Genomic DNA, 11,333 nt, shown 5'->3' with positions numbered 1-11,333 from the left:
GGATTGCCTCAACCGCGGCTTTGCGCCCAATGCAGGCCGGCTGATGAACCTACTATTTCCACGATCCTATGAGCCATCTTTCGTACGAAGCAGTCGATCTTCTCAAGTTCAGCGAGGAGAGCCGGTACAAGTTCCTTACCGGTTCAGTGGTGCCCAGGCCGATCGCATTGGTCACATCATTGAACGCCGAAGGTGTTCTCAACGCTGCACCGTTCAGCCAGTTTGTGATTCTTAGCGTCACCCCACCGCTTCTGGGCATCGTTGCGCAGACAACCCCGACCGGTTACAAGGACACGGTTAGAAACGTGCTGCAGTCTGGGCAGTATGTGATCAACGTAGTGTCGGAAGAGATGGCGGAGCAGGTGCAGCAATGTGCGATCGACTACCCCTCTTCGGTCAGTGAAGTAGAGGAGGTTGGCTTTAGCACCTCGCCGTCAGTCACCGTATTGCCAAAGCGAATCAGCGAATCACCGTTGCAGTTTGAGTGCCGCCTCCACCAGCAAGTGGAGTTCGGCGCGCCGGGGTCGGAAACAACGCTCCTCGTCGGCGAAGTCATGCTGGTCCATTGTGCGCCCGGGGTGTTGGAGGGACACAGGGTGAACCACGAGGCGCTGCGGCCATTAGGAAGAATCGCCGGGAGAAGCTACTGCAGGACCGGGGACACACTGAGCGTCTAGACCTGTCTGCGCAGACAGCGCGCGATCCCGGCGGCAGGCGCGGTGGCCGCGAGGTGGACCGCCTGCACGCAATAGCCGGCCGCCGGTTGCGGTTCACCCATGCGACCGTTATGCGCTGAGCGTGGATCCGGAGATTGACGCCAGTTAGCAACTTAAGAACTATCGAGACGGAGACAGGCATGACCCATATCGAAGCCGCGACAGGTGCCGGCACTTCAGAGGTACAACTGGAGCGCGCGCTGTATGCGCGTATCGGATGGCGGATTTTTCCGATCGTGCTCCTTGGGTACATATTCGCGTATCTGGACCGGATCAACATTGGTTTTGCTGCGCTGCAAATGAAGGCGGACCTTGGGTTCACCGACGCCGTGTATGGCCTGGGGGCGGGCATCTTCTTCGCGGGCTACCTCGCTTGCGAGGTGCCGAGCAACCTCCTGCTGCAGAGGGTGGGGGCGCGGCTGACGATGGCGCGGATCATGATCTGCTGGGGCATGACGTCATGCTGCATGATGTTTGTGCGGACCCCCGCCACGTTCTATATCTTGCGCGTACTGCTAGGCGTCTTCGAGGCCGGCCTGACACCTGGCGTCGTCTTTTATCTGACGCTGTGGTATCCGGAGGCACGGCTCGCAAGGGTGACGGCGCTGTTTCTAAGTGGCAGCGTCATGGCCGGTTTGCTGGGTGCGCCGGTTTCCGGTGTCGTGCTGGATGCGATGACGGGTGTTCATGGATTGCGAGGATGGCAATGGCTGTTTTTGGTCGAGGGCCTTCCATCGGTATTGCTTGGCATTGTTTCGCTATTCTTCTTGCCAGACGGACCGCAAAGCGCGCGCTGGCTATCCGAGGCTGAACGTCGCCAGGTCTCGGCACGGTTGCCGGCAGGGCGCAACCGGAGCCACGGCGGATTCGGGGCGGCTTTGCGCGATTCCAATGTGTATGCCATCGCATTCGCATGGTTCACCGTGATCTGCGGGACTTACGCAGTGTCGTTCTGGATGCCGATGATGCTGCGCAGCGCAGGAGCGCACACAGCTTCTTCGATTGGCTTATGGTCCATCATTCCCTATGGCGTGGGCGCGCTGGGAATGATCCTGCTATCGAGGCACTCGGATCGGACGCTTGAGCGACGCTGGCACGCCGCCGGTTGCGCAGTGGCGGGTGCCGCGGCTCTCGCGCTGCTTCCCGTGGTGGGCAGCAACCTCCCGCTGACGCTTGTCGCGCTAACCGTCGCGACGGTTTCAGTTTTCAGCGCAATGCCGATACTGTTCTCTATTCCAATGACTTTGCTCTCTCCGCGTGCTGCGCCCGGGGGGATCGCCCTCATCAATTCCATCGGTCAGACAGGGGGATTTCTCAGCCCATTCATGCTCGGCTGGATCAAGACCACAACAGGCAGCCTGAATATCGGTTTGTATATCATTGCCATGCTGCTTGGCCTTGGAGCCGTTATCATGGTTAATGTCGTCAGAACTTCGCCAAAACAGATTCGAGACGTGGGCGAGGATGGGGTACCCGGCGCGCCGCGGGCTACCGACCTCTGAAAGGCCACGCAAGCCGTCAGGCGCACCGGTTCGGGGACATGCCGCGGAATCATTCAAACTGCGCTCCGAAGAATATTTCGCGCAGCCGGGGTATAAAATCCTTTCGTGACGATTCCACGATCTCGTGATTTTCTGGACCACAGGAAGTGTTCGCAGACGATGGATATAAAACAGCTTCGGTACTTTGTCCGGGTTGCGGAACTGGGCAGCGTCGGAAAGGCTTCTGATGTCCTTGACATTGCCCAACCCACGCTCAGTCGGCAAGTCCGCGCACTTGAGGTTGAACTGAAGGCCACGCTGTTTTCGCGAAACGGTCGTGGTGTGATTTTGACGCCCGCAGGTCGCCGGTTCCTCGAACATGCGAGGGGAGTGCTTCACGCTGCCGACTTCGCATTGATCGCGTTGAACGAGGGCGAGTCGGCGTACGAGGGGCGCGTCATTGCGGGCTTTACGCCCAGTGTCGGCCGCACGCTGATTCCTACCTTTGTCGAGCGCTTCATCGAGCGATTCCCCAAGGCTTCGTTGAGCGTCGTCGAGGGATATTCGAGTTCGCTGCATGAGCAGTTACTGCTCGGAAGCCTCGATTTTGCAATTCTTCAGAATCCGGCAGCGTCTCCCAACCTGATCATCGACCCTATCGCGACGCAGGATCTGTATCTGATCGGTGCGAGTCCGATTGGGCCGAAACATGACGAGGTCGAGCTGAGGGAGCTCGCTAGTGTGCCGCTGATCATGCCTCACGCGCCCCATACCATTCGGCCGCTTCTCGAATATGAGGCCGCGCGCTTAGGCATCATGCTCACGATGACCTTCGAGATCGATGCTGTTCGCTCGATAGTTGAGCTGGTCGAGCGCGGAGTCGGCTATACGGTGATGCCGATCAACTCACTGCGTCGCGTTGATTACCCTGCGTTACATTGGCAAAAAATCGTCTCGCCAAAGATACAGGTCACGCTATCGATGATTACGCCGATCAAGCGGCCGCAAACGCCGCTCCCAGTTGAGGCAGCGAGCCTGGCGAAGGAAACCTTGAGCGGGCTTTTATTGGATTGACGGAATGGGGCGTTTCATCGGGGCCTTGCCGGTAGCTGGGAAACTCGCCAGTGGCATTCAGCTTGCTGACCAAGATGGCGCGCGAGGAACGTTCGAATGCGGTCTCGCGCATCAGCCGCGGCTTCGTCTTTGTAAGTCGCCCCTATGACGACGCCGAGCACCCCGATCAGGCCTTTGTGATCGTCGAGGAAGGAATGCCCCGCGTCCGGGTATTCCTTAACGTCATGCTCGATCCTGTTCCGCTCGAGCGCGCCTTTCAGTCGCGCCGCCGCACCCTTCAGCCTCCGGTCGCGGCCACCGTAGCTCGCGATCACCGGACAGGCGCCGCTCATGATCGCATCGATGTCGTTCGGAAGCGGGCCGTAGTTCAGGCCGCTTGCCGAAAAACCGTGGTCGGCCGCCAGAAGGATCGCAAACTTGCCGGTCACGCAGAAGCCGATGACCCCGGTCTTGCCAGTGCAGTCCTCGCGGCCTTCCAGCCACTGCCGCACGGCATCGACATCGTCGAACGCCGGTCCCTTGCGCGCCGCCAGATCCGTCATCAGGGCCCGGATGCAACGGAGGCGCCCGCCCCACGAGTACAGGTCTGGCGCCACTGCGAGATACCCTTCGCTGGCCAGCCAATCGGCATGGCCACGTGTCACGTCCGTCAGGCCGAAGATGTCATGGAGCACGATGACGCCGGGCCACGGTCCCTCGCCTTGCGGGGTAGCCACGTAGCCCTTCAGCCGGTGGTGCGGCGTCGAAATCGAGATCTCGCTCATGTCGTTTCCCATGCTAATAGTGGTGCTCGATTACATCGTCTTCGGGAGTCCGAAGAACCAGCGGACAAAGGCATCCGATACTTACGCGTTTGCCGGTTGTCGCCTCAGGGAGCGGCGGGGTAGTCGACATATCCTTGCGATCCACCCTGGTAATAAGTCTCCGGGGATGAGGATGCGAGCGGCAGGCCATCGCGAAGGCGTCGCACGAAATCAGGATTGCCGATGAACGGTTTAGCAAAGGAAACCAGATCGGCCTGCTTGTCTTCGATCGAGGCATTGGCGGAGGCGCCATCAAAGCCGAAGTTCGCGATCAAGGTGCCGTTGAAGCGGGCGCGGTAGTAGCCGATCGTGTCCTGCAAGGCCGCGATGGGCGTGTCCGACAAGTCGTTCAGCGCTCTGCCGACCTGAAGGTGAGACAGCGGAAGTCCATTGAGACGGTCAACAAGATAGTCGTAGGTTTCGATCGTCTTGTCGGTCAGTCCGAAGCCGCCCATTGCGAGCGCCGGGCTGATCTTGATGCCGACACGCCCGGGTCCCCAAACCTCGATGAGCGCGTCGAGAACCTCCAGGACGATCCGCGTTCGGTTCTCCGCGCTGCCACCATAATCGTCTTCGCGGATATTCATCGTGCTGTTGAGGAATTCCGGCAGGAGATACGTGGTTGCCGCATGCAGCTCCACGCCATCGAAGCCGGCCTTGCGGGCATTCTTCGCAGCTACCCCATAGTCGGCGATAGTCGAGCTGATTTCTTCAAGCGACATGGCACGCGGCGTCACCGTGTCCTTGAACCCTGTAGATGTGAATGCCTTCAGGCCGGGGTTCACTGCGGACGGGGCGACGGGTAGCTCGCCGTCGAAAAAGTCGGGATGCGAGATCGCGCCGGAATGAGCAAGCTGCGCGAAAATTGTCCCGCCTTCGGCATGCACGGCAGAGGTGACGGCCCGCCAGCCCTCGATCTGGCGTTCGGTAAAGAGGCCGGGGGCGTTGATGAAACCGATTGCTCGCGGGCTGATCCAGGTGCCTTCGGTCAGGATGAGGCCGGCCGCCGCCCGCTGGCGATAGTATTCGACATGAAGCTCTGTGGGTACGAGTTCAGTGTTGCGCGCGCGGCCTCGCGTCATGGAGGCCATCACCACGCGGTTTCTGAGTTGAACTTTGCCGAGCGTGTAGGGAGTGAAGAGAGGCGCCAGGTCTGGCTGGGTCATGACTAATGTTCCTGAAAAATGGCACTAATTCTTGGAGACTCCCGCCGGATCGGGCGGGCGAGAGCACTGCGGCTCGAATGGCGCGTGGGGCCATGACGGCGATCCCGATCATGTTTGGCCTTTCGGACGCAACTTCCACAAGGATTGGCTTATTCAGAAATTCGCGGTAGTCTGAAAAAATGAATTTGTTAAATGCGATTTCTAAATGAATGACAGGTTCTTCTCGTTGCAACTGTTCACCCGCGTCGCGAGGAGCGGGAGTTTTTCCGTTGCTGGGCGCGAGATGGGCATTTCCCAGCCCACGGCGTCGCGGATCGTGGCCGCCCTCGAAAAGCAAGTTGGTGTCGCGCTCTTTGTTCGAACCACTCGAGCTGTGACGCTCACCGAAGCAGGCTCCGACTATCTGTCTCGAATCGAGTCCGTTCTGGTGGCTCTCGAAGAGGCCGATCACGCCGCTCGCGGCACTGGTGAGCTGCGCGGCATCCTACGCGTCGCCATGTCCTCTGGCTCCGCAATACGTGGCGTCCTGCCGCATCTGACACGTTTCACTGATCAGCACCCCGGTCTGCGCATCGAATTCATACTCAACGATGATCGGCAAGATCTGGTGGGCGAGTCGATCGACGTCGCATTGCGCATTGGCGTTCTTGAAGATTCCACGGCCGTCGCCCGCAAGATCGGAACGGTGCATCGTGTTGTTGTCGCGGCACATGCATATCTGGCGAGAGCGGGGACTCCAGCGGTTCCCGGCGACCTCGCGCACCACGCGATCATCGTCGGCCCGGCAGGCCGAGGCGCGGAAGGATGGGCGTTTCAGCGGGACGGAATGTCCAGCTCTGTGCACGTCGAGGGACGATTTATCCTGAACGGCACGGACGCGGCCGTTGCGGCGGCCGTCGCTGGACTCGGCATTCTCTCGACCGGTGATCTCAGCGTGATGAACGAACTGGAAACGGGCCAGTTGATGCGCGTGCTCCCCGATTGGAAGATGGGATCAGCGGACGTCAATGTCGTGCTTCCGGCCGGTCGATCTGCGAAGCCATCCGCCCGCGCATTCTCGGATTTCATGGCGGCTGCGTTTCAGGACTGGCTGGCCCCCAGGAGCCAGAGAGGACGCGTCGCCAGTTAAAGACGGCGTCAAAGCCTTCGGAATCGCCGAATCATCGATTCAATAATCGTATTTGTAAAGGTCATACGTTCGACCTGCCGGGCGATGAGATAATCGACCCAGTACTGATCTCTATGCGACTTGTGCCGTCCGTAGAATCGTATCTACCATCACTTGCCCCCACCGATCGCGAGCGTCCACATCCATCAGATTTTTTCCAAAGAAGGCGCTCAACGTGTACCGATTCAACAAATAGAAGCACGCCAACGCCATCGCGGTTATATAAAGTTCGTCAATGTCGATATCCGCGCGGAATATTCCTTTCTCTACGCCTCTTTCAATCGTGTGGCGAAGCTGCGTTACCGCAGGCGACAGGAACTGACGGGGGGTGACGAGCTTTCCCAGATGCTTCCCTTTGAGAAGATTTTCGGTATTTAGAATGAGAAAGAGATCGGGATTCTTTTGGCAGTAATCCCACATATTTAGAACGACTTGCGATAGCGCACTAACCGGATCATCAAGGTCAATTTCGAGCGCAGAGTTTGATTCCGCGAGTTGGCGATAAGTATTCTCCAGTACCGCCGCGAAGAGGCCGTCCTTACTGCCGAAATGATAGTAGAGGAGGCTCTCATTGCACTTCGCTTGCTTGCTGATGCGTTCGACGCTCGCTCCGTCGTAGCCCGCCTTGGCAAAGACGATGTGGGCGGCAGCCAGGATGATTTCCGCCGTTGTCTTCCCAGTTTTTTTTGCCCTTGTTCGCTTCGGTTTCGTTGCCGATGGCGCAGCCTTCGCTCGTGCGGCACTGGGCTTCTGTTCGAAATCTGTAGTCATTGATCCTCGCGGTTCTCGTACCAAATCCGGCATGGGCCCTTGCTGTGCCGGGGTCTAGCGATCGGGCGGCTCATTATAAGCCACAACCGACCGGGGCTTGCATTTGAGCAAACATTCAAGTAAGTTTGAGCAAACGCTCAAGAAATAATTGAGCGAATGCTCAACTTAGGAGGAGGCGATGAGTCAATACGTGCTTAACACTTGGTATCCCCTGACCTGGTCGCGGAACGTCGGCCGAGATTTGTCGGCTCATCGCGTGGTCGAGCGAGACGTGGTGTTGTTCCGGTCCCAGGATGGGAAGGTCGTAGCGATGGAGGATGCATGTCCGCACCGTCTCTTGCCTCTGTCGATGGGACGACTTAAGGGTGACTCGATTGAGTGTGGTTATCACGGGGTTGTGTTCGATTGCAGCGGGAAATGCACGCATATTCCCGGGCAGGAAATGATTCCGGCCAACGCTACGGTTCAGACGTTTCCGACGCATGAAAATATGGGGCTCGTGTGGATCTGGATGGGGGAACCTGCACTCGCTGACGTCTCGAAGGTGTTCGATTTGCCGCAGTATCACGATCCGGCATGGAGAGCAGTGGAGGGTGATGCGCAGGTCTATCGCACGAACTATCTCAGTCTTTGTGACAATCTGTGTGATCCGGCTCACGTGAGTTTCGTACACCAAACGACTTTGGGAAATTCAGCCGGTAACAATGTCCCGATCCAACACGAACAACAGGAAAGAAAAATCGTGACGTGGCGATATATCAACGACGCCCCGCCGATTCCGCTGTTTGCAAAGTATGGAAACTTCTCGGGCAACGTGGACCGCTGGCAACAGTACCACTACTATGCTCCGAGCATCACCATCGTTGACGCTGGTTGTGCCCCCACAGGTACCGGCGCGGAAAAAGGCAATCGCGAGAACTGCATGCAGCTCTATGGTTGTCATTTCATGACGCCAGTTGACGAGGAAACGACCATTGACCATTGGTTGTACGTGAGAAATTTTGTCGCCAATCCGGACCTGGATGCGACGCTGTCCGCGGACTTCCGAGTGGCGTTTGACGAGGATCGCGTTGTCCTCGAAGGTATCGCAACCAATGAAAAACGATTTACTCATCTCAAGACAATCAAGATCGCGATCGATGCGGGGCCGCGCCGAATGCGGCGCATGGTTGATGGCTTGATCGAAAAAGAGAGCGTGCGCTGAGGTGTGTTTCGCATTGGTACTCACCGGCAGACACAGTCGAATCCCAGTTTGGAGTGAGCAGCATGGCAGAACACGTAGTCATCGTCGGCGCCGGTCACGCAGGAGGCAGTGTTGCGACTTACCTCCGGCAATATGGCTATGAAGGCCAGGTGACCCTTGTTGGGAACGAGAGTGCGCCACCCTATCAGCGGCCGCCGCTCTCTAAAGGCTGGCTGCGCAGCGAGATTACTCTAGATGATCTCTTGCTGAAGCCGCTCGCTACGTATGAGCAGGCAGGTATCGACTTACGACTGAACAGCGTAGTAAAAGAGGTCGAAACAAAGGAAAAGAGAATAATCCTGGAAGATGGCGAGACGATCGATTTTGACAAGCTCGTCTTCGCTACTGGTGCGAGGCCTCGACGGCTGACTCTACCTGGCAGTGAATTGCGTGGCGTGATCTATTTGCGCGACGTAACTGACGCGGCACTATTGCGATCGTGTCTGGATGCATCGAAGCGCATCGTAGTTATGGGTGGCGGATACGTCGGACTGGAGGTCGCGGCCACGGCTAGACAGCTCGGTCTGGAAGTAATGATTGTCGAACGCGAGGCGCGCCTGCTCTCGCGGTCTGCTTCGCCCGAACTGGCAGCGCGCCTCTTGAGGATCCACGAAAGCAATGGTGTCGAATTCCGCTTTCTGGGTGATGTTGCCGAGATTGTTGGCAGCGAAGGGAAGGTCTCCGGACTTCGATTCAATGATGGGGAGCGTATCGAATGCGACGTCATTCTCGCTGGCATTGGCGCGCAGCCTAATGTTGCGCTACTCGAAGGAACGGGAATCCCGGAGGAACGCGGTATCCGGGTTGACAGCGAAGGGAGAACCAGTCATCCCGATGTGTATGCGGTTGGCGATGTAACGCTGAGACCGGTGGCCAATTTTGAAGGGATCTTCACGCTGGAAAGTGTACCGAGTGCGATTGAGCAAGCAAAACGTCTGTCTTGTCTCATCGCGCAGCGCGATTTTCCTCCCCATGAACTCCCATGGTTTTGGTCGCAACAGTATGACTTCACGCTACAGATCGCAGGCTTGCCGGGCCTCGCGGATGAGATCTTGGTTCGCGACGATGTATCCAAAGGGACGTTTCTGGTTTTTCATCTGAGAAATGGGGCGCTTTGTGCCGCCGAGTGCATGAATAGTCCCGGGGAATTCCTCGCACTTAAGAAAGCGATAACACATGGTGCACGTCCAGACGAAGTTCTATTAGCAGATTTGAACACGCCTATTATCAAGGTGCTTACCTGATACCAGGCGGATGCTGAGTAAATTTGGAATTGATATGACAACCGTAAACTTTATTGACTTCAATGGCCGTCTGCACGCCGTTCGCGCTGTCGAGGGGCAAAGCCTGATGAGGGCGGCAGTGAGCAACGGTCTGGCCGGCATCGATGCAGAATGCGGTGGGGCCTGTGCGTGTGCCACCTGTCAGGTCCATGTGCCGACAGAGTGGTGGCCGGTCCTGGGCGAGCCAGGCGACGTGGAGAGGGAGATGCTCACGTTTGCAAATCAAGTGAGATCCGACTCAAGGCTCTCCTGCCAGATAGCTGTCACCTCAGAGATGGATGGCTTGACAGTTCATATACCCGAGTCGCAGAGCTGAGAAGATCGCGCTGCGTCCGACCGCTCGGATAGGATCTGGTGCCGCAAAGACGTATGGACTGGGTGTGCAGAAATGGGTGTTGGACGTGGCAGTTGCATTGGAATGATGGTGTCAGTTCATTCAGGTTAATTAGACATGCGAAATAGTTACCGGAGACGAACAAACTATGAAGATCAGCAAGCTGAAACTGGCATCAGGCGTCGTCGTGGCGGCGACAGCGAGTACGGCCAACGCTCAGTCGAGTGTTACGCTTTACGGGATTGCAGACGCCGCAATTACCTTTTCGAGCAAGACCGCGAGTGCGTCTGGTGGCAATGCGGGCAAGTCGTTTGCCGTGGCGGATGGTGGCGGCGGCCCGTCGCTGTTCGGCATGCTGGGTGTTGAGGACCTTGGCTCGGGACTGAAGGCGGAGTTCAGGCTCGAAAGTGGGATCAACGTCGCCAACGGTGGGTTCAACAGTTCGAATGGCAACTTCTTCGGGCGACAGGCCTGGGTCGGACTCGACGGTGATTTTGGTGCTGTCAAGGCTGGCTTGCAACGCTCTCCGTTCTTCATCGCTCTCTACGAGTCGGATCCCCGGAATTATTCGGGGTTCGCCAGCGCCCTCCTGCTATATGCGGAGAACGTGGCTGTTACGGGCGCTTTCAATTCCAACGCCGTGACTTACACAAGCCCGAAGCTTGCCGGGTTTCAGGGCCAGGCCATGCTCGCTCTGGGTGGGTCAGCGGGCGATTTCTCGGCAGGGCGGCAGTGGTCAGGCAGTCTTAAGTACGAAAATGGCCCGCTCATGATGAACGCAGCGATCTATGACGGAAATAGTGGCGGCACGGTTCAAACGCCCGTTCCGAGCACAGTGGCTTTCGAAGGTCGAACTATGGGAGCGGGATATACGTTTGGGTCGCTGACTTTCAAGGCATCTTTTGTAAATTACAAGGTGGCGCACTCTTTCAATTCCAATATCTATGGAGGCGGGGTCGATTTTCGCCTCACGCCGTCGGTGGAACTGAACGGGGGCGTTTGGTACACGACTGACCGGGACGATACGGTGAATCATTCAGTGCTGGCTGCCGTCGGCGCGAGCTATCACCTCTCGCCGCGCACCTCGCTGTATGCCCAGATCGGGACTGTGAACAATCACGGTGCGATGCGCACTGGACTGTCTGTGACCGATACCAGCCTCCTTAGAGGCACACCCGGGACTAGCATCGGCGGAGACATTGGGATACGGCATTCCTTCTAAGAGGCCAGTTCAAAAACCCCTGAGGGGGCTGTTTACTTTCTCGGCAAGCTGTTAACCTTGGACGTCTGAACA

The 11,333-nt window shown here is 57.7% G+C and carries 11 protein-coding genes; 8 read left to right on the top strand and 3 right to left on the bottom strand.

The window, feature by feature from the left end; all coding sequences use genetic code 11:
* Positions 1–68 precede the first annotated feature (68 nt).
* The 3 genes from GNZ12_RS39460 to GNZ12_RS39450 all read left to right on the top strand — a co-directional run bounded on the left by GNZ12_RS39460 (position 69) and on the right by GNZ12_RS39450 (position 3,271).
* Positions 69–677, top strand: coding sequence for a flavin reductase family protein (locus GNZ12_RS39460; RefSeq protein ID WP_172317837.1), 609 nt, complete (start codon positions 69–71; stop codon positions 675–677).
* Between the two features lie 179 nt (positions 678–856).
* On the top strand, positions 857–2,218 hold the full coding sequence (locus tag GNZ12_RS39455; RefSeq protein WP_172317836.1) for an MFS transporter: 1,362 nt from the start codon (positions 857–859) through the stop codon (positions 2,216–2,218).
* A gap of 159 nt (positions 2,219–2,377) precedes the next feature.
* Entirely contained in the window at positions 2,378–3,271 is an 894-nt protein-coding gene (locus GNZ12_RS39450) for a LysR family transcriptional regulator (protein WP_172317835.1), read from the top strand.
* 14 nt (positions 3,272–3,285) lie between these two features.
* Here GNZ12_RS39450 and GNZ12_RS39445 read toward each other — a convergent pair whose 3' ends face one another.
* Complete coding sequence (locus tag GNZ12_RS39445) at positions 3,286–4,035, bottom strand: dienelactone hydrolase family protein (protein WP_172317833.1); 750 nt, start codon at positions 4,033–4,035, stop codon at positions 3,286–3,288.
* Positions 4,036–4,139: 104 nt separating this feature from the next.
* On the bottom strand, positions 4,140–5,240 hold the full coding sequence (locus GNZ12_RS39440) for an alkene reductase (protein WP_172317831.1): 1,101 nt from the start codon (positions 5,238–5,240) through the stop codon (positions 4,140–4,142).
* Positions 5,241–5,445: 205 nt separating this feature from the next.
* Between GNZ12_RS39440 and GNZ12_RS39435 the strand changes: the two genes are divergently transcribed.
* On the top strand, positions 5,446–6,369 hold the full coding sequence (locus GNZ12_RS39435) for a LysR family transcriptional regulator (protein ID WP_172317829.1): 924 nt from the start codon (positions 5,446–5,448) through the stop codon (positions 6,367–6,369).
* A 111-nt stretch (positions 6,370–6,480) separates the two neighbouring features.
* Here the strand turns inward: GNZ12_RS39435 and GNZ12_RS39430 are convergent, their stop codons facing one another.
* Complete coding sequence (locus GNZ12_RS39430; protein WP_172317827.1) at positions 6,481–7,179, bottom strand: TetR/AcrR family transcriptional regulator; 699 nt, start codon at positions 7,177–7,179, stop codon at positions 6,481–6,483.
* 178 nt (positions 7,180–7,357) lie between these two features.
* On the opposite strand from GNZ12_RS39430, the gene GNZ12_RS39425 reads away from it, so the two are divergent.
* From GNZ12_RS39425 to GNZ12_RS39410, 4 genes are all read left to right on the top strand, one after another.
* Positions 7,358–8,383, top strand: coding sequence for an aromatic ring-hydroxylating dioxygenase subunit alpha (locus tag GNZ12_RS39425; protein ID WP_172317825.1), 1,026 nt, complete (start codon positions 7,358–7,360; stop codon positions 8,381–8,383).
* A gap of 62 nt (positions 8,384–8,445) precedes the next feature.
* A complete protein-coding gene (locus GNZ12_RS39420; protein ID WP_172317823.1) occupies positions 8,446–9,666 on the top strand; it encodes an NAD(P)/FAD-dependent oxidoreductase in 1,221 nt (406 codons plus the stop codon).
* A 10-nt stretch (positions 9,667–9,676) separates the two neighbouring features.
* Entirely contained in the window at positions 9,677–10,021 is a 345-nt protein-coding gene (locus GNZ12_RS39415; RefSeq protein WP_328806148.1) for a 2Fe-2S iron-sulfur cluster-binding protein, read from the top strand.
* 166 nt (positions 10,022–10,187) lie between these two features.
* On the top strand, positions 10,188–11,261 hold the full coding sequence (locus GNZ12_RS39410) for a porin (RefSeq protein ID WP_172317819.1): 1,074 nt from the start codon (positions 10,188–10,190) through the stop codon (positions 11,259–11,261).
* The last annotated feature ends 72 nt before the right edge of the window (positions 11,262–11,333 follow it).

Source organism: Paraburkholderia solitsugae (assembly GCF_013177695.1).
GTDB classification, from domain to species: domain Bacteria; phylum Pseudomonadota; class Gammaproteobacteria; order Burkholderiales; family Burkholderiaceae; genus Paraburkholderia; species Paraburkholderia solitsugae.
The sequence above is the reverse complement of the archived record's forward strand: the minus strand, read 5'-3'. Positions and strand labels throughout refer to the sequence as shown.

Bases quoted from the DNA above. Each gene is read 5' to 3' on its own strand.
- GNZ12_RS39445 (WP_172317833.1), bottom strand. From the start codon at position 4,035: ATGAGCGAGATCTCGATTTCGACGCCGCACCACCGGCTGAAGGGCTAC.
- GNZ12_RS39420 (WP_172317823.1), top strand. From the start codon at position 8,446: ATGGCAGAACACGTAGTCATCGTCGGCGCCGGTCACGCAGGAGGCAGT.
- GNZ12_RS39415 (WP_328806148.1), top strand. From the start codon at position 9,677: ATGCTGAGTAAATTTGGAATTGATATGACAACCGTAAACTTTATTGAC.
- GNZ12_RS39455 (WP_172317836.1), top strand. From the start codon at position 857: ATGACCCATATCGAAGCCGCGACAGGTGCCGGCACTTCAGAGGTACAA.
- GNZ12_RS39460 (WP_172317837.1), top strand. From the start codon at position 69: ATGAGCCATCTTTCGTACGAAGCAGTCGATCTTCTCAAGTTCAGCGAG.
- GNZ12_RS39450 (WP_172317835.1), top strand. From the start codon at position 2,378: ATGGATATAAAACAGCTTCGGTACTTTGTCCGGGTTGCGGAACTGGGC.
- GNZ12_RS39440 (WP_172317831.1), bottom strand. From the start codon at position 5,240: ATGACCCAGCCAGACCTGGCGCCTCTCTTCACTCCCTACACGCTCGGC.
- GNZ12_RS39430 (WP_172317827.1), bottom strand. From the start codon at position 7,179: ATGACTACAGATTTCGAACAGAAGCCCAGTGCCGCACGAGCGAAGGCT.
- GNZ12_RS39425 (WP_172317825.1), top strand. From the start codon at position 7,358: ATGAGTCAATACGTGCTTAACACTTGGTATCCCCTGACCTGGTCGCGG.
- GNZ12_RS39410 (WP_172317819.1), top strand. From the start codon at position 10,188: ATGAAGATCAGCAAGCTGAAACTGGCATCAGGCGTCGTCGTGGCGGCG.
- GNZ12_RS39435 (WP_172317829.1), top strand. From the start codon at position 5,446: ATGAATGACAGGTTCTTCTCGTTGCAACTGTTCACCCGCGTCGCGAGG.